Origin of the sequence: Streptomyces sp. NPDC127092 (assembly GCF_042722475.1) — a bacterium.
Lineage (GTDB): Bacteria > Actinomycetota > Actinomycetes > Streptomycetales > Streptomycetaceae > Streptomyces.
The window spans coordinates 46,424-68,129 of sequence record NZ_JBHXFE010000038.1 but is presented as its reverse complement, the minus strand read 5'-3'; the positions used below and the strand labels follow the sequence as shown (position 1 = coordinate 68,129).

Annotated in this window: 18 protein-coding genes and 1 pseudogene; 10 read left to right on the top strand and 9 right to left on the bottom strand. The window is 71.8% G+C overall.

Going from position 1 to position 21,706, the window contains the following annotated elements; all coding sequences use genetic code 11:
• Positions 1–108 precede the first annotated feature (108 nt).
• From ACFWJO_RS27640 to ACFWJO_RS27625, 4 genes are read right to left on the bottom strand one after another with little or no spacing between them, the layout of a single operon-like run.
• Positions 109–1,791 (bottom strand): alpha-amylase family glycosyl hydrolase, encoded by a 1,683-nt coding sequence (locus tag ACFWJO_RS27640; RefSeq protein ID WP_386869350.1) that lies wholly within the window; start codon positions 1,789–1,791, stop codon positions 109–111.
• 50 nt (positions 1,792–1,841) lie between these two features.
• Positions 1,842–2,738 (bottom strand): sugar ABC transporter permease, encoded by an 897-nt coding sequence (locus tag ACFWJO_RS27635; protein WP_386869348.1) that lies wholly within the window; start codon positions 2,736–2,738, stop codon positions 1,842–1,844.
• Positions 2,735–3,757: a carbohydrate ABC transporter permease gene (locus ACFWJO_RS27630; protein WP_386869346.1), complete on the bottom strand. Its 1,023-nt coding sequence runs from the start codon at positions 3,755–3,757 to the stop codon at positions 2,735–2,737. The genes ACFWJO_RS27635 and ACFWJO_RS27630 overlap by 4 nt, the downstream gene beginning before the upstream one ends.
• Positions 3,758–3,803: 46 nt before the next feature.
• Positions 3,804–5,081 (bottom strand): extracellular solute-binding protein, encoded by a 1,278-nt coding sequence (locus ACFWJO_RS27625; protein WP_386869344.1) that lies wholly within the window; start codon positions 5,079–5,081, stop codon positions 3,804–3,806.
• Positions 5,082–5,384: 303 nt separating this feature from the next.
• On the opposite strand from ACFWJO_RS27625, the gene ACFWJO_RS27620 reads away from it, so the two are divergent.
• Both ACFWJO_RS27620 and ACFWJO_RS27615 read left to right on the top strand, forming a co-directional pair.
• Positions 5,385–6,425, top strand: a complete 1,041-nt coding sequence (locus ACFWJO_RS27620; protein ID WP_386869342.1) for a LacI family DNA-binding transcriptional regulator — start codon at positions 5,385–5,387, stop codon at positions 6,423–6,425.
• An 87-nt stretch (positions 6,426–6,512) separates the two neighbouring features.
• A complete protein-coding gene (locus ACFWJO_RS27615; RefSeq protein ID WP_386869340.1) occupies positions 6,513–7,493 on the top strand; it encodes a phosphatase PAP2 family protein in 981 nt (326 codons plus the stop codon).
• Here the strand turns inward: ACFWJO_RS27615 and ACFWJO_RS27610 are convergent.
• Both ACFWJO_RS27610 and ACFWJO_RS27605 read right to left on the bottom strand, forming a co-directional pair.
• Positions 7,477–9,040, bottom strand: a pseudogene (locus tag ACFWJO_RS27610) (amidohydrolase). The gene ACFWJO_RS27615 and the pseudogene ACFWJO_RS27610 sit on opposite strands and share 17 nt — an antisense overlap.
• Positions 8,950–10,500, bottom strand: coding sequence for an APC family permease (locus ACFWJO_RS27605; protein ID WP_386869338.1), 1,551 nt, complete (start codon positions 10,498–10,500; stop codon positions 8,950–8,952). Before ACFWJO_RS27605 ends, ACFWJO_RS27610 begins: the two are co-directional and overlap by 91 nt.
• A gap of 308 nt (positions 10,501–10,808) precedes the next feature.
• On the opposite strand from ACFWJO_RS27605, the gene ACFWJO_RS27600 reads away from it, so the two are divergent.
• On the top strand, positions 10,809–11,417 hold the full coding sequence (locus ACFWJO_RS27600) for a TetR/AcrR family transcriptional regulator (RefSeq protein ID WP_386869336.1): 609 nt from the start codon (positions 10,809–10,811) through the stop codon (positions 11,415–11,417).
• Positions 11,418–11,487: 70 nt separating this feature from the next.
• On the top strand, positions 11,488–12,312 hold the full coding sequence (locus ACFWJO_RS27595; protein WP_386869334.1) for a DUF4344 domain-containing metallopeptidase: 825 nt from the start codon (positions 11,488–11,490) through the stop codon (positions 12,310–12,312).
• Positions 12,313–12,327: 15 nt separating this feature from the next.
• Here ACFWJO_RS27595 and ACFWJO_RS27590 read toward each other — a convergent pair whose 3' ends face one another.
• Positions 12,328–15,330 (bottom strand): bifunctional [glutamine synthetase] adenylyltransferase/[glutamine synthetase]-adenylyl-L-tyrosine phosphorylase, encoded by a 3,003-nt coding sequence (locus ACFWJO_RS27590; RefSeq protein ID WP_386869332.1) that lies wholly within the window; start codon positions 15,328–15,330, stop codon positions 12,328–12,330.
• A gap of 111 nt (positions 15,331–15,441) precedes the next feature.
• Here ACFWJO_RS27590 and ACFWJO_RS27585 point away from each other — a divergent pair, with 111 nt between their 5' ends.
• Entirely contained in the window at positions 15,442–15,873 is a 432-nt protein-coding gene (locus ACFWJO_RS27585) for a VOC family protein (protein WP_386869330.1), read from the top strand.
• A gap of 9 nt (positions 15,874–15,882) precedes the next feature.
• On the opposite strand, the gene ACFWJO_RS27580 is transcribed toward ACFWJO_RS27585, so the two are convergent.
• On the bottom strand, positions 15,883–16,386 hold the full coding sequence (locus ACFWJO_RS27580) for a GNAT family N-acetyltransferase (RefSeq protein ID WP_386869328.1): 504 nt from the start codon (positions 16,384–16,386) through the stop codon (positions 15,883–15,885).
• Between the two features lie 143 nt (positions 16,387–16,529).
• On the opposite strand from ACFWJO_RS27580, the gene ACFWJO_RS27575 reads away from it, so the two are divergent.
• Positions 16,530–17,762 (top strand): TrmB family transcriptional regulator, encoded by a 1,233-nt coding sequence (locus ACFWJO_RS27575; RefSeq protein WP_386869326.1) that lies wholly within the window; start codon positions 16,530–16,532, stop codon positions 17,760–17,762.
• Here the strand turns inward: ACFWJO_RS27575 and ACFWJO_RS27570 are convergent.
• The gene (locus ACFWJO_RS27570; RefSeq protein WP_128983329.1) at positions 17,722–19,083 is read right to left on the bottom strand and encodes a glutamine synthetase family protein; all 1,362 of its coding nucleotides are present in this window, start codon (positions 19,081–19,083) and stop codon (positions 17,722–17,724) included. The two genes, ACFWJO_RS27575 and ACFWJO_RS27570, sit on opposite strands and share 41 nt — an antisense overlap.
• Before the next feature lie 303 nt (positions 19,084–19,386).
• Between ACFWJO_RS27570 and ACFWJO_RS27565 the strand changes: the two genes are divergently transcribed.
• From ACFWJO_RS27565 to ACFWJO_RS27550, 4 genes are all read left to right on the top strand, one after another.
• Complete coding sequence (locus tag ACFWJO_RS27565; RefSeq protein WP_386869324.1) at positions 19,387–19,725, top strand: hypothetical protein; 339 nt, start codon at positions 19,387–19,389, stop codon at positions 19,723–19,725.
• Between the two features lie 76 nt (positions 19,726–19,801).
• A complete protein-coding gene (locus tag ACFWJO_RS27560) occupies positions 19,802–20,476 on the top strand; it encodes a DUF3105 domain-containing protein (RefSeq protein ID WP_386869322.1) in 675 nt (224 codons plus the stop codon).
• A complete protein-coding gene (locus ACFWJO_RS27555; RefSeq protein WP_386869320.1) occupies positions 20,473–21,093 on the top strand; it encodes a DUF305 domain-containing protein in 621 nt (206 codons plus the stop codon). Before ACFWJO_RS27560 ends, ACFWJO_RS27555 begins: the two co-directional genes overlap by 4 nt.
• 140 nt (positions 21,094–21,233) lie before the next feature.
• Entirely contained in the window at positions 21,234–21,650 is a 417-nt protein-coding gene (locus ACFWJO_RS27550; RefSeq protein WP_386869318.1) for a CBS domain-containing protein, read from the top strand.
• Positions 21,651–21,706: the final 56 nt, after the last annotated feature.

Sequence of the window (21,706 nt, the reverse complement as noted above, 5' to 3'; positions counted from 1 at the left end):
CTTTGTGGGGGGGGACCTGGTGGGGGTTCTCTTGGTTGGCCTGGGGGGGGGCGGGGGTTTAGGAGCTCGGGGGGACTCCGCCTCCGCCCCCCCGCGGCAGGGGGATCGTCACACCGCCCACCAGGCGGTGGTGTCGGCGGGCACCTCGGCTGTGCCCTCGCCGTCGGCGTCGACGATCCTGATCTCCTCGTTGGAGAGGAGCAGCCGGCCGGGCAGCGGGACGGAGATGGCCCGGCCGGTGGTGTTGGCGACGCAGACGAAGCCGTCGCGCCGGAAGGCGAGGACGCCCTCCGGGGCGTCCAGCCACTCGACGGACTCGCCCGCGCCGAGCCCGGGCTGCGTGCGGCGCACGGCGAGCGCGCTGCGGTACAGCTCGAGGGTGGAGGTGGGGTCGCCGGTCTGCGCCTCGACGCTCAGGCTGCCCCAGGTGCCGGGCTGCGGCAGCCAGGAGCCGCCGGCGCCGAAGCCGTACGAGGAGCCCTCGACGGTCCACGGGATCGGCACCCGACAGCCGTCGCGGAAGCCGTCCTGGCCGGTGGCCCGGAAGAACGACGGGTCCTGGCGGACCTCGTCGGGCAGGTCGGTGACGTCGGGCAGGCCGAGCTCCTCGCCCTGGTAGACGTACGCGGAGCCGGGCAGCGCCAGCATCAGCAGGGTCGCGGCGCGGGCCCGGCGCAGGCCGAGCTCGCGGTCGCCGGGGGTGCGCAGCTGGGTGCCGAGGCCCGCCGGGTTGGCGAAGCGGGTGGCGTGCCGGGTGACGTCGTGGTTGGACAGCACCCAGGTGGTGGGCGCGCCGACCGGCTGCATCGCGGCGAGCGAGGCGTCGATCACGCCGCGCAGTTCGGCGGCGTCCCAGTGGGTGCCCAGGTACTGGAAGTTGAAGGCCTGGTGCATCTCGTCGGCGCGCACGTAGTTGGCGGTGCGCTCGACGGTGGGGGTCCAGGCCTCGGCGACGAGGACGCGCTCGCCGTCGTACTCCGAGAGGACCTTGCGCCAGGAGCGGTAGATCTCGTGGACGCCGTCCTGGTCGAAGAAGGGCATGACGTCGTTGCCGAGCAGCTTCAGCTGGTCGTGGGCGCCGATGTCGGGCAGGCCCGCGGCCTTGACCAGGCCGTGGGCGACGTCGACGCGGAAGCCGTCGACGCCCATGTCGAGCCAGAAGCGCAGGATGGAGCGGAACTCGTCGCGGACGGCCGGGTGTTCCCAGTTGAAGTCGGGCTGCTCGGGCGCGAAGAGGTGGAGGTACCACTCGCCGGGCGTGCCGTCCGGGTTCTCCGTACGGGTCCAGGCGGGGCCGCCGAAGATGGACTCCCAGTCGTTGGGCGGGAGTTCGCCGTTCGCGCCCTTGCCGGGCCGGAAGTGGTAGCGCTCGCGCAGCGGGGAGCCGGGGCCCTCGCGCAGGGCGCGCTGGAACCACTCGTGCTGGTCGGAGGAGTGGTTGGGGACCAGGTCGACGATGATCCTGAGGCCCAGTTCGTGGGCCTCGCGGATCACGGCGTCGGCGTCGTGGAGCGTGCCGAACATGGGGTCGATGGCCCGGTAGTCGGCGACGTCGTAGCCGGCGTCGGCCTGCGGGGAGGCGTAGAACGGGGAGAGCCAGACGGCGTCGACGCCGAGCTCCTTGAGGTACGGCAGCCGGCTGCGGATGCCCGGCAGGTCGCCCATGCCGTCACCGTTGCCGTCGGCGAAGCTGCGCGGGTAGACCTGGTAGATCACCGCGTCTCTCCACCAGCCCGACTGCGTGCCGGTGGCGGTTGCGGCGTCGGCGGGGGCGGCGAGGTGCTGGGTCATGTCTTCCCTGGGAGGTAAGGAGGGGCGTACGGGTTCGGTGTTCAGGGCCGTCAGCCCTTGACGGCGCCGGCGGACATGCCGGTCACCAGGTGGCGCTGGGCGAAGAGGAACACCAGGGCGGCGGGGATGGCGATGAGCACGGAGGCCGCGGTCATCGGGCCCCACTGGGCGCCGTACTGGTTGACGAACTTCTGCAGTCCGCCGGCGAGGGTCATGTTCTCGTCGCCGACCATGAAGGCGGAGGCGTAGGCGACCTCGCCCCAGGCGGTGATGAAGGAGTAGAAGGCGGTCACCGCGATGCCCGGCTTGGCGAGCGGCAGGATCAGCCGCCAGAAGGTGCCGAACGGGGTGAGGCCGTCGACGTAGCCCGACTCGTCGATCTCCTTCGGGATGGTGTCGAAGAAGCCCTTCATCATCCAGGCGCAGAACGGCACGGCGATGGTCAGGTAGGTGATGACCAGGCCGGTCGAGGTGTTGAGCAGGCCCATCGACGCCATGATGTTGTAGATCGGCACGATGAGGACGGCGACCGGGAACATCTGGGTGATCAGCAGCGTCCACATCAGCCCGCGCTTGCCGGGGAAGCGGAAGCGGCTGACGGCGTAGCCGGTGGTGGAGGAGACGAAGACGCCGAGCAGGGTGGTGAGGGCGGCGACGAGCAGCGAGTTGCCGAACCAGGTGAGGAACGGGGTGTCGTTCAGCAGGTTCGTGTAGTTCTCGAGCGTCGGGTCCTTCACGAAGTCCGTGGTGGTGGCGAACTTCGCGGGCTTGAGCGAGGTCAGCAGCACCCAGAGGACCGGGAACACGGCGATCACGGAGGCGACGATCAGGCTGACGTGCAGCCCGACGGAGGCCAGCGGCGAGCGGCGGCCGCGGCGCGGGGGGTTGGTCCTGGCCGGGGCCTGGGCCCGGTGCCGGGCCGGGCCGGTGGCGGTTGCGGTGGTCACCAGACTTCTCCCTGCTTGCGGAGGACCCGCCGGTAGACCGCGGCGAAGACCATCAGGAGGATCAGGATCAGCACGCCCCACGTGGAGGACTGCGCGTAGTCGCGCGGGCTGATCTCGAAGGAGAACTTGTAGGCCTGGGTCACCAGGATCTGGGTGGCCTCGCCGGGACCGCCCCGGGTGAGCAGGAAGATCACCGGGAACATGTTGAAGGTCCAGATGGTGCTCAGCAGGATCACCGTGGTGCTGACGGACCGCAGTCCGGGCAGGGTGATGTGCCGGAAGCGCTGCCAGGCGTTGGCGCCGTCCATCTCGGCGGCCTCGTACATCTCGCCGGGGATGGACTGCAGGCCGCCGAGGAGGGCGACCATCATGAACGGCACGCCGAGCCAGACGTTGACGGCGATGACCGAGAACTTGGCCCAGGTGGGGTCGTTGAGCCACGGGACGGCGTCGATGCCGCCGCCCGCGAGCAGCTGGTTGAGGATGCCGCGGCGCTCGTCGTAGAGGAAGCGCCAGGCGAAGACGGAGACGAAGCCGGGGACGGCCCAGGGCAGGATGAGCAGCATGCGGTAGACGCCGCGGCCGGCCATCCTGCGGTTGAGCATGTTCGCGAGGACGAGGCCGAGGGCGAAGGTGACCGACACGCACGCCACCGTCCACACCAGCGTCCAGCCGAGGGTGGCCAGGAACTGGCTTCCGGTGAGCGCGTCGACGTAGTTGTCGACGCCGACGAACTCGTAGCTCGCCGGGATGTGGTTGACGCCGATGGAGCGCTCCACATTGCGTTCGTTGGCGTCGGTGAGCGACAGCCAGATGCCGCGGACCAGCGGGTATCCGATGATCACGCCGATCACGAGCACCACCGGGGCGACCATCGCCCAGGCGTACCAGTGGGTGGAGAGGGAACGCCGTACGGCGCCCCGGGATCCACCGTTCCGCTTGCCAGTTCCGCGGCTCCGGCCGCGGGCGCTGTCGCCCGCGGCCTTCGCCACCGACTGGCTGCTGGTGTCCACAGCCATCAGCCGGTCTGCCTTCCTTCGTGCTCCGTCTCCGGCACGGGGTTGGTTACTTCCAGTCCTTCAGGAGCTTGCGGTAGGACTCGCCCGCCGTCTTCGCTCCCTGCTCCGGGGTGCTCTGGTTGGTGAGGACCTTGGTGTACTCGGTGACCAGCGGGGCGAAGAGGCTGCCGCCCTCCGGGATCCACGGGCGCTCGACGGCCTTCTCGACGACCGGCTTGAAGAAGGTGATCATCTCGTTGGTGGCCACCTCCGTCTTGCCGTAGGCGGAGGTACGGGTCGGGAGCAGGCTGAGCTCCTTGGCGACCTGGGCCTGGACCTCGGGCGAGCTCATGTACTCGACGAAGGCGTACGAGGCGTTCAGGTTCTTGGAACCGGCGTAGACGGCGAGGTTGTGGCCGCCCTGCGGGGCGCCCTGGGCGGCGGAGCCGGCCGGGACCGGGGCGATGCCCAGGTTCGCCTTGTCGGCGAACTCCTTGCCGGTGTAGGTGTCGGCGACGGCCCACGGGCCGTTGATCATCATCGCGACCTTGCCGTCCTTGAAGGCGGCCTGCATGTTGTCCCAGCCGTTGGTCGCGTCGGTGATCGCGGCCTTGGAGTCGACCAGGTCCTTGACGGTCTTGAAGGCCTTGACGCCGGCCGGGTTGTCGATGGTGACGGTCTTGGTGTCGGCGTTGACCATGTCGCCGCCCTCGCCGTACAGGAAGGAGAGGAACCAGTAGGCGTCGTCACCGCGCAGGTACAGGCCGGTCTTGCCGGTCTTCTGCTTGATCTTGGCGGAGACGGCCTTCAGCTCGTCGACCGTCTTGGGGACCTCGACACCGGCCTCCTTGAAGATCTTCTTGTTGTAGAAGATGCCCATGGAGTCGATGACCTGCGGCACGGCGTAGGTCTTGCCGTTGTACTTGGTGGACGCGGCGGCCTGCTTGAGGAAGTCGTCCTGGTCCTTGAGGGCCGGGGTGCCGTCCAGCGGGGCGAGGTAGCCGAGGTTCGCGAAGTCCGGGGTCCAGGCGACCTCGGAGCGGATGACGTCGGGGGCGCCGGAGCCGGACTGGGCCGCGTTCTTGAACTTGTTCTGGGCGTCGCCGAACGGCACGTTGACGTACTTGACGGTGACCTTGGGGTGCTTCTTGGTGAAGTCCTCGGCGATCTTCTTGAAGACCTTGTCCTCGGAGCCGACCGTCGAGGTGTCCCACCAGGTCACGGTGCCCGAGAGCTCGCCGGAGCTCTTCGAGCCGCCGTCGTTCGAACCGCTGTCGCTGCCGCACGCCGCCAGGGTCACGCCCAGGGCGGCGACCAGCGCGGTGGCCGCTATGCCACGCCGCATGTGAACTCCTTCAGATGGTCCCGGATGGACGAGGGGCTGGAACCTTCCTCATGCGACCGCTCCCTCGCGGCGCGCCGGGTTGGCAGGAACGTAACAGGGATGAAAACGAGCCGAAAGAGCTTGCGGGAAATTTCTGCAAGACACGCTGATCGTTACATCCACGTGTCCCTAAGGTTGCCGACGAGCCGCTTGACAGCTCCCGGGACCTTTCTTCTCTTGCAAGAACTTGCGAAAGCGGGACGACAGCGGCCGGAACCCGCGTTCGGTGGGCAATCCGACGCCTGACCGGTACAGTCCACTCCCATGACCGCGCGGCTCGCCGACATCGCAGCCCAGGCGGGGGTCAGTGAAGCCACAGTCAGCCGCGTGCTCAACGGCAAGCCCGGTGTGGCCGCGGCCACCCGTGAATCCGTTCTTGCCGCACTCGACGTGCTCGGCTACGAGCGTCCCGTACGGCTGCGCCAGCGCAGCGCGGGCCTCGTCGGACTCATAACCCCCGAACTGGACAACCCGATCTTCCCCGCGCTCGCGCAGGTCATCGGGCAGGCCCTCACCCGGCAGGGATACACCCCGGTGCTCGCCACCCAGACCCCCGGCGGGTCCACGGAGGACGAGCTCACCGACATGCTGGTGGAGCGGGGGGTGGCCGGCATCATCTTCGTGTCCGGGCTGCACGCCGACACCACGGCCGACACCACCCGCTACGACCAGCTGCGCGGCAAGGGCGTCCCGTACGTCCTCATCAACGGCTTCTCCCCCAAGGTCCAGGCCCCCTTCGTCTCCCCCGACGACCGGGCCGCCATGGTGCTCGCCGTGACGCACCTGGCGGCGCTCGGCCACACCCGGATCGGCCTCGCCGTCGGTCCCAAGCGCTTCGTGCCCGTCCTGCGCAAGATCGAGGGTTTCCGCAAGGGCATGCAGGACCGCTTCGGCCTCGCTCCCGAGGAGACCGAGGAGCTCGTCCAGCACTCCCTCTACACCCTGGAAGGCGGCCAGGCCGCCGCCTCCGCGCTCATCGCCAAGGGCTGCACCGCGGTCGTCTGCGCGAGCGACATGATGGCGCTCGGCGCGATCCGGGCCGCCCGCCAGCAGGGCCTCCAGGTGCCGAAGGACGTCTCGGTGGTCGGCTTCGACGACTCCCCGCTCATAGCGTTCACCGACCCGCCGCTCACCACCATCCGCCAGCCGGTGCAGGCGATGGGCCAGGCGGCCGTCCGCGCGCTCCTGGAGGAGGTCGGGGGCACCCCGGCCCCGCACAGCGAGTTCGTCTTCATGCCGGAGCTGGTGGTGCGCGGTTCGACCGCCTCGGCCCCGGCCGCGCCGCCCCGGCCCCCTCAGGGCTGAGGTCCCTCCGAAGATGGACCGGGTGCGCCCCGAACCCGACTGGAGGATGATCGGTCAGGGGGACGGGATCTGGCAGACTCTCCTCCTATGGGTGAAACGACCGTGAAGAGTTTGGAAAGCCGGACGACCCCGTCGTCACCCATCGTGGCCGACGGACGGTGGGCGCGGCTGCGCGCCCGTACGCCGCGGCGGCCGCGGATCTGGTTCGAGATCCTGCTCATCGCGGTGAGCTACTGGCTGTACTCGCTCATCCGCAACGCGGTGCCCGAGCAGAAGGCACAGGCGCTCAGGAACGCCGACTGGATCTGGGAGGCGGAGCACTCGCTCGGCCTCGCCTTCGAGCACACCGTCAACCACGCCGTGAACTCGGTGACATGGCTGATCGTGTCGATGAACTACTACTACGCCACGCTGCACTTCGTCGTGACCATCGGTGTGCTGGTGTGGCTGTACCGGTGGCAGCCGGGCCGTTACGCGGCGTTCCGCACCGTCCTGTTCGCGACCACGGGCGTGGCCCTGGTCGGCTACTACCTGTACCCGCTGGCCCCGCCCCGTCTGATGAACGGGCAGAACTTCGTCGACACGGTGCTGGTGCACCACACCTGGGGCTCGATGGCCTCGGGCAACCTCAAGCACATGTCGAACCAGTACGCGGCGATGCCGTCGATGCACATCGGCTGGTCGCTGTGGTGCGGCGTCACCATCTTCCTGCTCGCCAAGGCGCCCTGGGCGCGGATCCTCGGCCTGGTCTACCCGATGGCGACGCTGGTCGTCATCGTGGCCACGGCCAACCACTTCTGGATGGACGCGGTGGGCGGCATCATCTGCCTGGCCTTCGGCTTCGCCGTCTCGTACGTCTGGTACGGCTCGCGCCCCCACAAGCTCCCGAAGCTGGTGGAGCCGGCCGCGTCCACGCCGCAGGGCGTCACCCAGGGTGACACGCCGGGCGGCCCGCCCCGGGAGGGGGCGGACCGCGCGTCCGAGGAGACCGCGGCCGCGAAGGCCGGTGCCGGGAAGACCCGGGAAGCCGACGAGCGCGACGCGGAGCGGGTCAGCTCCTCCAGGTGATCCGCCCGCCGGCGACGGTGAGGCGGACCGGCGCCTCGGCGGTCTCGTCGGGCGCTGCCTCGGCCGGGTCGAGCGTGAGGGCCGTGAGGTCCGCGCGGTGGCCGGGCGCGATCCGGCCGGCGAACCGCTCCTCCCCCGCCGCGAGTGCCGCGTGCGTGGTCATGCCCTCCAGAGCCATCAGACCCGTCAGTCCCGGCCGGACCGAGGCGGCACCCCGCGGGGCCCGCGCGGTGGCGAGGACCTGGCGGGCGTCGTAGTGGGCGATGGGCCAGTCCGAGCCGAGGGCGAGAACGGCGCCCGCGTCCCTCAGGTCACGGCAGCGCCAGGCCCGGGCGGCCCGCTCGTCGCCGAGCCGCCTGGACCACTCGTCGGTGCGGTCGGCGCGCGTGTAGGCGGTGTGCGGGGGCTGCATCGAGGCGACGACGCCGAGCGCGGCGAAGCGGCCGAGCTGGTCGTCCGGGACCGTCTCGATGTGCTCGATCCGGTGCCGGGGGCCCTCCCCGAGGGTCTCGACGGTGTCCAGCACGTGCCGTACGGCCGCGTCGCCGATCGCGTGGGTGGCGGTGCCGACGCCGGCCCCGTGGAGGTGCCGTACGGCGGCCGCGTACGCGGCCGGGTCGGGCCAGAAGGCGTCGGTGCCCTGGCCGTGGCAGTCGGGGTGCTCCAGCCAGGCGGTGCCGCCCTCGACGGTGCCGTCCATGAAGAACTTGACGCCGCCGACCCGCCACAGCCGGCCGGCTCGCTCCTGGAGCCGGACCAGCTCGTCCAGCTCCTCGGTGCTCGCGCCGGGCATGCACCAGGGGGCGAGGCGCAGCCGGAGGGGCAGGTCGCCGTCGGCCTCGATCGCGGCGAGCAGGCCGGGCACGTCGTGGCCGCCGAGGTCCATGACGTGGGCGCCGGTGAGCCCGGTGGCGGCCATGGCGGAGAGCAGGGCGACGAGCCGGTCGCGGCGCTCGGCGTACGGCTGGGCGGGGAGCACCGGCGTCATGAGGTCCATGGCGGCGTGCTCGTTGAGATGGCCCGTGGGGCGCCCGGACGCGTCGCAGACGATCTCGGAGCGCTGGGCGAAGGAGCGCGGCCCGTCGATGCCGGCGGCCTTCAGCGCGGTGGCGCTCACGAGGGCGGAGTGGCCGTCGTAGAGCCGGAGGAAGGCGGGGGCGCCGTCGAGGACGTCCTCGATCAGGTCGTGGTGGATCCGCCGGCCGGCGAAGACGTTGTGGTCGAGGCCGAAGCCGAGGATCCAGCTCACGCCGGTCGGCGTTCCGCAGCGCGGCCCGCAGTCCGTCGAGGTCGGTGACGTCCGAGAGGTCGGTGCCGGTGAACATCTCCAGGCCCCAGACGGGGTGGCTGTGGGCGTCGGTGAGTCCGGGCGTGAGGGTGGCTCCGGCGAGGTCGACGAGCTCGGTGCCGGGGCCGCGCCAGTCGCGGGCGTCGGTGTCGTCGCCGAGGGCGGTGATCAGTCCGTCGCGGACGGCGACAGCGGTGTGCCCGGTCGGCCCGGGGTCTCGGACGCGGGCGTTGACGAGGACGAGGTCGGGTGCGGACACGCGGGATCTCCGGATTCGGTGGACTCGGCGGTGGGCTCGGCGGCGAAGCGGGCGTAGACCTCGGGGCGGGTGCGGCGGAGCCGGTGCGCGAGGAGGAGCCCGAGGAGGAGGACGGCGGGGACGACGGCGAGGAGGACGGTGTTGACGGTGGTGGAGGCGCCGGTGAACAGGTCGACCCTGGAGGCGACCAGCCACAGGGCGACGGCCAGCAGCACGGCGGCCGCGACCGGGGCGACGAGGGTCCGCAGGGCGCCTTCCTGGTGCGGGACGCGCCGGAAGTAGCGGACGACGGCGAGGGCGGCGAGCAGCATCAGCGCCATGAGCCCGAGCATCCCGGGGGTGTTCACCCAGAGCAGGAGCTGGGTGTACGGGTCGGCGCCCGCGACGGCGAAGCCGAGGACGACGACGGCGCCGAGCGCGGTCTGGACGAGTCCGGCGACGTACGGGGAGCGGTGGCGCGGGTGGATCCGGCCGAGCGCGGCGGGCAGCACGCCCTCCTCGGCGAGGGCGAGGCCGTAGCGGTTGATGGCGTTGTGGAAGGCCAGGAGCGAGGCGATGATGCTGGTCACGATGAGGACGTGCATCAGGTCGGCGGCCCAGGCGCCGACGTAGGTGGTGATGGCGGCGAAGAAGAGCCCGCCGGTGTCGCCCGCGGCGGCCTCGACGACCTTGTCGTCGCCGAAGGCCTGGATGACGGTCCAGACGACGAAGGCGTAGAAGAGACCGAGGAAGCCGACCGCGATGTAGGTGGCGCGGGGGATGGTGCGGGCCGGGTCGCGGGCCTCGCGGCGGTAGATGACGGTCGACTCGAAGCCGGTGAAGGCCGAGAAGGCGAAGGCGAGCACGGCGGCGGTGCCGGGGACGAGGACGTTGCCGGGGGCGAAGGACGCGAGGGAGAGCCCGTGCGCGCCGCCCTCCAGGAGGACCCCGGCGGCGAGGAGCACGAGTATCCCGGTCTCGGCGACGAGCAGGACGCCGAGGACCTTGGCGCCGAAGTCGATGGAGCGGTAGCCGCCGTACCAGATGAGCAGCAGGCCGGCGAGCGCGATGGGCAGCCAGGGCAGGTCGACGCCCCACAGGGAGTGGGCGGTGTCGGCGGTGGCGGAGCCGAGGAGGCCGTAGACGCCGATCTCCATGCCGTTGTAGCCGACCATGGCGACGAGCGCGGCGGCGATGCCGAGGGGCTTGCCGAGGCCCTGGGCGATGTACGCGTAGAAGGCGCCGGCGCTGCGGACGTGGCGGCTCATGGTGGTGAAGCCGACGGCGAAGACCGCGAGGGTGATGCCGGCGAGGAGATAGCCGGCGGGGGCGCCGATGCCGCCGAGGACGAGGGCGATGGGGGCGACTCCGGCCATGACGGTGAGCGGGGCGGCGGCGGAGACGACGAAGAAGGAGATGTCCGCGGTGGTCAGGGTGCCGGTGCGGAGGCCGGGCGGCTTGTCGGGGGTGCTGGAGGACATGGGTGGGGAAGCCCTTCCGCGACGGAAAACGGGGACGACGGGAGCGGGGGACGACGGGAGCAGGAGGTCGGAGCGGGGACGACACAGCAGGAGTCGGGAGCGGGATGCCGGGACCCGGGATGCCGGGGCCGGGTTGCCGGGACCGGATGCAGGACCCGGGGGTGCCGGGGCCGGGATGTCGGGATCCGGATTGCAGACCCGGGGTGCCGGGGCCGGGATGTCGGAGCAGAAACCTAAAGCCTTTCGGTTGGCGCAATGTAGCCTCGGGTCCGACGATTCGGGAAGACCTCGACTGGGGGAAAACCTTCATGGGCCGGCCGCGCACGCCCCTCCTCGACCGGGAGCGCATCACCACCACGGCGCTCCGACTCGTCGATGACCAGGGCGACTTCAGCGTCCCGCAGATCGCCCGGGCGCTCGGCGTGCAGACGGCCTCGGTGTACCACCATGTGGACGGCCGGGACGGCATCGTGGAGCTGCTGCGGGAGCGGGTCTGCGACGCCATCGACGACGGCGCGTTCGCGCTGGCGCCGTGGGACGCCGCCATGACCGCCTGGGCCCGCTCGTACCGCGCCGCCTTCGCCGCCCATCCGCGCACGATCCCGCTGCTCACCACCTCGCCGGTGCGCGCCCCGAAGGTGCTCCAGCAGTACGAGAAGGCCGTTGTCCGCCTCCTGGACGCCGGCTTCCCGCTCGCGGACGTGATGCCGGTGATCATCGGCCTGGAGAACCTGGTGCTCGGGTCGGCCCTCGACATGGCGGCGCCCGAGATGATGTGGGAGCTGACCGACGAGACCGCCACGCCGCACCTGGCGGACGCCCTGGCCGCGGTCGCGGGCAGCCGCGCCGACGCGGCCTTCGAGCTGGCGCTCGCGGGATACATGGCGCACTGCCGGAAGCTGCTGGACTCCCGGTAGAGGCCTATGCTTTTTCTGTGGGGCCCCGCTCGGAACTGATCGGGACGATCGGAGACGGTCGGAGGCAGGGATGCTCTTGCTTCGACACGGGGCGACCGCCCTGCTGGCCGCCCTCGCCCTGCTGTCCCTCGGCGTTCCCGCCTCGACGGCCGCGCCAGGACCGGGAGTTCTCGTCGTGAGCTACGAGCCCGGCGAGACGGAGGCGGACCAGGCCGAGCAGCAGTTCCTGGAGCAGAACGAGGTCCTGGAGAGCGCCGCCGCGCACGCCAACGCGCTGATCGGCCTGCCGCGCGACGTGTCCCTCACCGCGCTGAGCTGCGGCGAGGAGAACGCGTTCTGGGATCCCGAGACCGAGACCATCGCCTTCTGCTACGAACTCGCCGGAGCCTACCGGTCGTTGTTCACGGAGCTGAACACCGAGGGCAGCGAGGCCGAACGGAGCCGGGCCGTCGACGACGACGTCATCGGCATCTCCAACAGCGTGGTCTTCCACGAGCTCGCGCACGCCCTGATCACCCTCTACGACCTGCCCATCACCGGCCGCGAGGAGGACGCCGCCGACCAGCTCACCACGCTGATGCTCGCCGGGGACTCGCTGCACCAGGAGTACGCGGTCAGCGCCATCGAGGCGTGGGGCGCACTGGCCCTCGCCTCCGAGCGGGGCGACGTCGCCCCGGACCCGGCCGACGAGCACTCCCTGGACGCCCAGCGCTACTACAACGCCATCTGCTGGCTGTATGGCTCCGATCCGAACGCCTACCAGGGCGTCGTGGCGACCGGGGACAACCCGGACGGGGTCCTGCCGGAGTCCCGGGCCACGCGCTGCCCCGCCGAGTTCGAGCAGATCGACCAGGCCTGGGGCACCCTGCTGGAGCCGTATCTGAAGACGGCCTGACCGGCCGGGCCGGCGTCAGGCCCCGTAGAACAGCTCCTCCATGACGGCCCGCGCGCGGCGGGTGACGCGGCGGTAGTCGTCCACCATCTCGCCGACGTGGCCGGGTCCGTAGCCCATGTAGCGGCCCACGGCCGCCAGTTCGCGCGGCTCGGACGGGAAGGTGTCGCCGGACCGGCCGCGGACCAGCATCACCGCGTTGCGCACCCGGGTGGCGAGCACCCAGGCCTCGTCCAGGATCTGCGCCTCGTCCGTCGCGATGAGGCCCGCCGCGTGGGCGGCGGCCAGGGCCTCGCGGGTCCGGGGAGTGCGCAGGCCCGGCTCGGCCCAGCCGTGCCGCATCTGGATCAGCTGCACGGTCCACTCGACGTCGCTCAGCCCGCCCCGGCCCAGCTTGGCGTGGAGCGTCGGGTCGGCGCCGCGGGGCAGCCGCTCGGTCTCCATGCGGGCCTTGAGCCGGCGGATCTCGCGCACGGCCTCGTCGCCGAGGCCTTCCATCGGGTAGCGCAGCGGGTCGACGAGGTCGACGAACCGCCGGCCCAGCTCGACGTCGCCGGCCATCGGTTCGGCCCGCAGCAGGGCCTGGCTCTCCCAGACGAGCGACCAGCGGCGGTAGTAGGCCTCGTAGGACTTCAGCGTCCGGGCGAGGGGGCCGTTCCTGCCCTCCGGGCGCAGATCCGCGTCGATCAGCAACGGCGGGTCGGCGGTGGGCAGTTGGAGGAGCCGGCGCATCTCGGTGACGACCTGGTTCGCGGCCCGCGCCGCCTCCTGCTCGTCGACGCCCTCGCGTGGCTCGTGCACGAACAGCACGTCCGCGTCGGAGCCGTAGCCGAGTTCGTGTCCGCCGAAGCGGCCCATGCCGATGACGGCGAAGCGGGTCGGCAGCTCGTCGCCCCACCCGGCGCGCACGGCGGCCCGGAGCGCGCCGGCGATGGTGGCCGCGTTGAGGTCGGTGACGGCCTGCCCGACCCGGTCGACCAGCGCGCCGGGATCGGGCTCCCTGGGGCTGTCCTCCGTGCCGTACGAGCCGATGAGGTCGGCCGCGGCGGTGCGGAACAGCTCCCGGCGGCGCACTCCGCGGGCCGCCGCCACCGCGTGTTCGGCGCCCTCCGCGCGGCCGACCGCGGCGAGCACCTCCTGCTCCAGGTGGTCCCGGCCGCGCGGCTTCAGGCCCTCCGGGTCGCCGAGGATGGCGACCGCCTCGGGTGCGCGGAGCAGCAGGTCGGGCGCGAGCCGGCCGGCCGAGAGGACCCGGGCCAGGTTCTCGGCGGCGGCGCCCTCGTCGCGGAGCAGCCGCAGGTACCAGGGCGTCTTGCCGAGCGCGTCGGAGACCTTGCGGAAGCCGAGCAGCCCGGCGTCCGGGTCGGCCGAGTCGGCGAACCAGCCGAGCAGCACCGGCAGCAGCGTCCGCTGGATCGCGGCCTTGCGGCTGACCCCGGAGGACAGCGCCTCCAGGTGGCGCAGGGCGGCGGCGGGATCGGCGTAACCGAGCGCTTCGAGCCGCTGTCCGGCGGCCTGCGGGCTGAGCCGGGTCTCGCCGGGGGCGAGCTGGGCGACGGCGTCGAGGAGCGGCCGGTAGAACAGCTTCTCGTGCAGCCGGCGCACCACGGCCGCGTGCCGCTTCCACTCGCGGTTCAGCTCGGCGACCGGGTCGGTGCGCAGTCCGAGGGAGCGGCCGAGGCGGCGCAGGTCGTCCTCGCCCTCGGGGACGAGGTGGGTGCGGCGCAGCCGGTACAGCTGGATGCGGTGCTCCATGGCGCGCAGGAAGCGGTAGGCGTCGTCGAGCTGGGCGGCGTCGGCGCGGCCCACGTAGCCGCCGGCGGCGAGGGCTGCGAGCGCGTCGAGCGTGGTGCCGCTGTGCAGCGAGGCGTCGCTGCGGCCGTGCACCAGCTGGAGGAGCTGCACGGCGAACTCGACGTCGCGCAGGCCGCCGGGGCCGAGCTTCAGCTCGCGGTCGATCTGCGCGGCGGGGATGTTGTCGACGACCCGGCGGCGCATCTTCTGCACGTCGGGGACGAAGTTCTCGCGCTCGGCGGCCTGCCAGACCAGCGGGGAGACGGCGTCGATGTACGCGGCGCCGAGCTCGGCGTCGCCGGCCACCGCCCGGGCCTTCAACAGGGCCTGGAACTCCCAGGTCTTGGCCCACCGCTGGTAGTAGGCGAGGTGGGAGGAGAGGGTCCGCACGAGCGGGCCGTTGCGGCCCTCCGGGCGGAGGTTGGCGTCGACGGGCCAGATGCTGCCCTCGACGGTGGTCTCCGAGCAGATCCGCATGAGGTGGGAGGCGAGCCGGGTCGCGGCCTGGAGCGCCTTGGCCTCGCCGCCGTCCCGGGCGGCGGCCTCGTCCGCGGCCTCGCCGACGAAGATCACGTCCACGTCGGAGACGTAGTTGAGCTCGTTGCCGCCGCACTTGCCCATGGCGATCACGGCGAGCCGGCACTGCGCCGCGTCCTCGGGCGCCGCCGCGCGGGCGAGGCGGAGCGCGGCGCGCAGGGTCGCGGTGGCGAGGTCGGCGAGCTCGGCGGCGGTCTGGGCGACGTCGGTGGTGCCGCACACGTCCCGGGCGGCGATGGACAGCAGGCAGCGGCGGTAGGCGATCCGCAGCGACACCAGGTCGGTGGCCTCGGCGAGCCCGCGCTCGAACTCGGCGACGCCCGGGTGCAGATCGGCGGCCTCGTAGGTGACGAGGGCCTGCCAGTCGCGCGGGTGGCGGGCCAGGTGGTCGGCGAGCGCCTCGGAGGTGCCGAGCACGCCGAGCAGCCGGTCGCGGAACGGCTTGGCGGAGAGCAGGGTGGTGGTGAGCGCCGGGCGCTCGGCCTCCGGCTGGGCCTCGACGAGCCGGACCAGGCCGCGCAGCGCGAGGTCGGGGTCGGCGGTGGCGCCGAGGGCGTCCAGGAGCACCGAGTCGCCGCGCAGCGAGGCGAGCTCGTCCAGGTCGAGCAGCCGCTCGGCGGCGGACGGATCGGTGAATCCGTGCCGCAGCAGCCGGGTGAACGTGCTGCTCCTGCGTCCCGGCACCGTCATCCCGCCGCTCCTCCACCGGTCGATCGAGCCCCGGCCCGAGCCTATCCGGCGAACCGGCTCCCGGGCGTGCCGGGGAGCGCGGGACGGGTCCCTGGCGGCAGAATCGGCGGCATGAACTGGACCCTCGAAGTGGTGGCCGTTCCCGTCGCCGACCTGGACCGGGCGAAGGAGTTCTACGGCGAGAGGCTCGGCTTCACGGTCGACCTGGACCAGGAGGTGGCACCGGGCACGCGCGTCATCCAGATCACCCCGCCCGGCTCGCGCTGCTCGATCTCCCTCGTCCAGGGCATGCCGCCGTTCCCGGGCACCGAGGTCATGGCCCCCGGCACCCTGCACGGCCTGCAGCTGTGCGTCACCGACATCGAGGCGGCGCGGGAGCGGCTGCTCGCGGCGGGGGTGCACGCGACGCCGGTCATGCACGTGGGCGCGTCGGGCTGGGAGGCCGGCAAGGGCGGCACCTGGAACTCGTTCCTGACCTTCCGGGACCCGGACGGCAACGGGTGGTGGGTCCAGGAGGCGCCCTCGGAGCTGTCGGAGCGCTGAGGACCGGCGTTACGCGGCGAACACCAGACGGTAGTGGCGCACGTTCTCGTCCTCGCCCTCGTACGCCATGCCCGCCGCCTCCATCACCCGGTGCGAGGCGACGTTGTCGAGGTCGGCGTCACCGCGCACCGCCGTGGCGCCGGACTCGCGGGCGCGGCCGATCAGCGCGCGCAGCGCCTCGGAGGCGTAGCCCCGTCCGCGCGCGCCGGGCACGAGCCCGTACCCGACCGTGACGACCCCGTCCTCGTCCGGCGGTCCGTGGAACCCGATCCCGCCGACGGTGGTGCCGTCCGCCAGGAGCTGTATCCGGTACGGCCGGTACGCCCCGGGGTCGCCGCGCTCGGCGACCCCGTTCAGAAAGCCCCGCGCGCTACGGGCGTCCCCGTCCCCGGGATACCCCTCGGCCCAGCGGTCCCCGGCCCCGGGCACGCCCTCGACGATCCGCCGGGCGTCGTCGACGGAGAGCGGGTGCAGCAGCAGCCGGTCCGTCTCGATGATCTTCACGTCTGTCACGGCGGCAGTGTTGGCCCGGAAGGTGGGCCGCGCAACCGATTTTGCCCGGCCAGGGCCCCATTACCTGCGCTTTCCCACCATGGAAAGGGTGATCACGCGGCACGAGACTCGGCTCGCCGAGTTCACGCGCCATGGGGGGCCTGATGCGCCTGTGCAAGGACCACTGCCCGACGGAGAGTCCCGCTCTGTGTCCCGAGGCACTGGAGGTCTACCGGACCGCCGTCGCGAACAACGGGCTGGAGGAGGCCCCTCCGCCCTGTCTGAACGGTCTCGAACTGCTCCGTCCGCACCCGGAGGACACCGGGCGGCTCGTGCCCGTACCGCCCGACGTGGCCGAGCACCACCTCGTCCAGCCACTGGAGCAGGCCATGCACGCGGGGCGGAGCACGCTGCGCTCCATCCGCGAGGCCCTGGCCCAGGTGGAGTCCGTGTACCGGGAGGAGACGCAGAAGACTCCCGCGCCGGTACAGCTGCTGCGCGGCAATGACGTCATCCACAAGAAGCTGCGCCAGCTCAACGCCGCGTGCCGCCACGAGCTGCAGGCCGTCCAGCCGGGCGGGCCCCGGTCCGCGCCCGCGCTCGCCGAGGCGCTTGGGCAGTTGCCGGGCGTGATCGCCCGCGGGGTGCGACACCGCACGCTCTACCAGCACACGGTCCGCGCACACCGCCCGATGATCGAGTTCATGACCGCCATCCAGAAGGCGGGCGGGGAGTTCCGGACCGCGGACCTGCTCGTCGACCGGGTGATCCTCTACGACCGGTCCGTGGCCCTGATCCCCGATCACCGCTACTCGCGCCCCGATCACGCCCTGCTGATCGAGCACCCGGCGATCGCCGCGTATCTCGGCGGCGTCTTCGACCTCGTCTGGGAAGCCCTCGTCGTCGCAGCGGTCGGAAAACCGTCAGCGGCGGCGTCCCGCCGCCCACCGGCGCAGGCGTGCCAGGTTCTCCCGTTTGCGGCCGGACGTCCAGGCCGTCTCCTCGGCGGTCACGACGAAGCCGGTCAGCGGCGTCCACCGGCGGCCGCCGCCCGGGGCGGTCCAGCGTACGGCGGGGAAGTCCGTCACGGCGGTGATCCGGGACCGCTCGACCGTACGGCTCCACACGAAGCCCCGCACGACGAGCCGGTCGCCCTCGCACCGTACGCCCACCCGCCAGCCCCGCACCGCGAGCCCTACGCCGGCCAGGGCACCGGCCGCGGCGGCGGTCCGTGCCACGCCGCCACCCGCCTCGTAGTACGCGAGGACGAGAGCAAGGGCCGTCCCGCCGCCCAGGGAGGCGTTCGCGATCCGGTTCGCAGTGGCGGGCCGGAGGTCCATGCCCCGCACGCCGCCGCTACAGCACCGGCAGGTTCTTGCGGAGTTCGAAGGCCGTGACCTCCGAGCGGTACTCCTCCCACTCCTGCTTCTTGTTGCGCAGGAAGAAGTCGAAGACGTGCTCGCCCAGGGTCTCCGCGACCAGTTCGCTGCGTTCCATCAGGGTGATGGCCTCGCCGAGGTTCTGCGGGAGGGGCTCGATGCCCATCGCGCGGCGCTCGGCGTCGCTGAGGGCCCAGACGTCGTCGTCGGCGCCGGCCGGGAGTTCGTAGCCCTCCTCGATGCCCTTGAGGCCGGCCGCGAGGAGGACGGCGTAGGTGAGGTAGGGGTTGGCGCCCGAGTCGATGGAGCGGACCTCGACGCGGGAGGAGCCCATCTTGCCCGGCTTGTACATGGGGACGCGGATCAGCGCGGAGCGGTTGTTGTGGCCCCAGCAGATGTACGCGGGGGCCTCGCCGCCCGAGCCGGCGGTGCGGCCCGAGCCGCCCCAGATGCGCTTGTACGAGTTGACCCACTGGTTGGTGACCGCGGCGGTCTCGGCGGCGTGCCGGAGGAGGCCCGCGATGAAGGAGCGGCCGACCTTCGACAGCTGGTACTCGGCGCCGCTCTCGTAGAAGGCGTTGCGGTCGCCCTCGAAGAGCGAGAGGTGGGTGTGCATGCCCGAGCCGGGGTACTCGGAGAACGGCTTCGGCATGAAGGTGGCCTGGACGCCCTGTTCGAGCGCGACCTGCTTCATGACCAGGCGGAAGGTCATGATGTTGTCGGCCGTCGACAGCGCGTCCGCGTAGCGGAGGTCGATCTCCTGCTGGCCCGGCGCGCCCTCGTGGTGGGAGAACTCCACCGAGATGCCCATCGACTCCAGCATGGTGATGGCCTGGCGGCGGAAGTCCATGCCCACGTTCTGCGGGGTGTGGTCGAAGTAGCCCGAGTTGTCGGCCGGGGTCGGGCGCGTGCCGTCCAGCGGCTTGTCCTTCAGGAGGAAGAACTCGATCTCGGGGTGGGTGTAGAAGGTGAAGCCCAGGTCCGAGGTCTTGGCAAGGGCGCGCTTCAGGACGTAGCGCGGGTCGGCGAAGGACGGCGAGCCGTCCGGCATCAGGATGTCGCAGAACATCCGGGCCGTGCCGGGGGCCTCGGCGCGCCAGGGCAGGATCTGGAAGGTGCCGGGGTCGGGCTTGGCGATCATGTCGGACTCGTAGACGCGGGCGAAGCCCTCGATCGCCGAGCCGTCGAAGCCGATGCCCTCGTCGAAGGCCTGCTCCAGCTCGGCGGGCGCCACCGCGACCGACTTCAGGAAGCCGAGCACGTCGGTGAACCACAGACGCACGAAGCGGATGTCGCGCTCCTCGAGCGTACGGAGCACAAATTCCTGCTGCTTGTCCATTTCCACACCCATCCTCGCTGGTCAGGCCGCCTGCTCCCACCGCCTCGAGCACTTCGGGGGGCGCCTGAGCATCCCACCACATGGTTTCGTGCACGTTGCACACCCATACTGCCTGCTCCGCTGTGACACAGGTAACGGGGGAACGGCCGAAAAGCGGCGGTTGTGCGGCGGCCTCCCGGCACCCGCTCGGCCAGGACCGGTACCGACGGGTACCCCGTTCGGCCCACGGCCCCCCTTCTGGCACTACGATCTGCGCCCATGGGGGGCCCACGGCGCACACGCCCGTCCCGGAACCCGCGTCCCATGGCACTGGCGAGTGCCGTGGCGACGCTCCTCGGCGCGCTCTTCCTCTGTCTGGGCGCCGGCGACCCGGCCGAGCGGGCCGAGCACGAGCGGGCGGCCGCGCACGTGACCCAGGGCGACCGGTACGTCCAGTACGCCTGCCCGTACGACCGGGGCGACTGCTCCCTCTTCCCCGCGCTCTCCCCCGCCGTGCTCAGCGCGCCGCCGCTCGACCCGCCGCTGCACGCGGAGGGCCGGCTCCCGCGTCCCGCGGCCTCGGCCGACGACGGCCGGGTGCTCCTCGCCGGCGCACGGCCCCGTGCGCCGGACCTCCACGTCCTTCAAGTCCTGCGGACGTGAGCGGCCGGGCTTTCCGTCACGTTCGTTCCGTTCCGCGACCCCCCGCCTTTTCTCACTTCAGAAGGACGACATCACCATGGCGAACCGTTCCACCACCGCCGACCGCCGCGCCCGGATAGAGGAGATGCGCCGCGCCGAGCTGGCCCGCGAGCGCCGCAACCGCGTCCTGACCATCGGCATCAGCGCCGTCGTCGTGCTCGGCCTCGTCGGCTTCGGCGGCTGGGTGATCAACAAGGAGAACACCAAGCAGGAGCAGCAGGAGGCCGCCGCCAAGGCCCCCATCAAGGACGAGAAGTCCTGGGACGCCAAGAAGCTGACCCGCAACCACGTCCAGACCCCGGTCAAGTACGAGATGAACCCGCCGGTCGGCGGCGACCACAACCCGGTCTGGCAGAACTGCAACGGCGACGTCTACGACAAGCCGGTCAACGACACCAACGCCGTGCACTCCCTGGAGCACGGCGCGGTGTGGGTGACGTACAACAAGAAGGCCGCGGCCGGCGACCTCGACAAGCTCCGGGCCAAGGTCAAGAAGACCCCGTACTCGCTGATGAGCCCGGTCGACAACCAGTCCGGCGCGATCATGCTGAGCGCCTGGGGCAAGCAGGTGACCGTGGACGGCGCGGACGACCCGCGCGTGGACGCCTTCTTCACCAAGTACGTCAACGGCCCGCAGACGCCGGAGCCGGGCGCCGCCTGCACCGGCGGCGTGGGCGCCGACGGCCAGGGCGGCGCCGGGATGGGCCAGTGAGGCTGAACCGGACGCAGTGGGCGTCCGTCACCGCGGTGGCCCTGGCGGTGCTGTTCGCCGGCGGCGCGGTCACCGTCGCCTCCGCGGACCGCGACGAGGCCCCGCGGACGCCCACGGCGGAGTCGGCCGACGCGGGCTTCGCCCGTGACATGGCCGTCCACCACCAGCAGGCCGTGGAGATGTCGTTCATCGTCCGTGACCGGACGAAGGACGAGGAGGTCCGCCGCCTCGCCTACGACATCGCGAACACCCAGGCCAACCAGCGCGGCATGATGCTGGGCTGGCTCGACATGTGGGGCCTGCCGAAGGTGCAGTCCGGCGTGCCGCCGATGACCTGGATGGGCATGGGCGTCGACACCGGCGAGGACGGCGAGCTGATGCCGGGCATGGCGACCCGCGCCGAGATCGAGCAGCTGGGCAAGGCCTCGGGCCGCGAGGCCGAGGTGCTGTACCTGAAGCTGATGACCGAGCACCACAAGGGCGGCATCCACATGGCCCAGGGCTGTGTGGAGCGCTGTGTGCCGGGTGTCGAGCGGGATCTCGCGCAGGGCATGGTGGACGCCCAGGAGTCCGAGATCAAGCTGATGGCGGACATGCTGAAGGCGCGCGGCGCGTAGCCGCCGCGACGGCAGCCGGTACGACGGCCCCCGTGACCTCTGCGGTCGCGGGGGCCGCGTCGTCACCGGAGAATGGGAGCGCTCGGGGACACGGACGTACGACCGCAGTACGACGACGTTCTACGAAAGGTACGCACCCCATGACCACGGCTAGGGACATCATGCACCGGGGGGCCCAGTGGGTCCCGGCACACGAGACGCTCGACCGCGCCGCGCAGATGATGCGCGACCTCGACGTGGGCGCGCTGCCCATCGCCGACGAGAACGAACGGCTCTGCGGCATCCTCACGGACCGCGACATCGTCGTCGGCTGCGTGGCCATGGGCCACGACCCCGCCAGGGTGACGTGCGGTGACATGGCCAAGGGCACCCCGCGCTGGATCGAGGCGGGCGCGGACGTGGGCGCGGTCCTGGAGGAGATGCAGAGCCACCAGATCCGGCGGCTCCCGGTCATCGAGAACAAGCAGCTGGTGGGCATGATCAGCGAGGCCGACCTGGCCCAGCACCTGACGGACGACCAGCTGAAGGCCTTCTGCGAGAGCGTGTACGCCTCCTGACGGTTCCTCGGCTTCCCCGCCCCTCGGCCCCGGCTCCCGCCCTCGGCTCCAGCCGC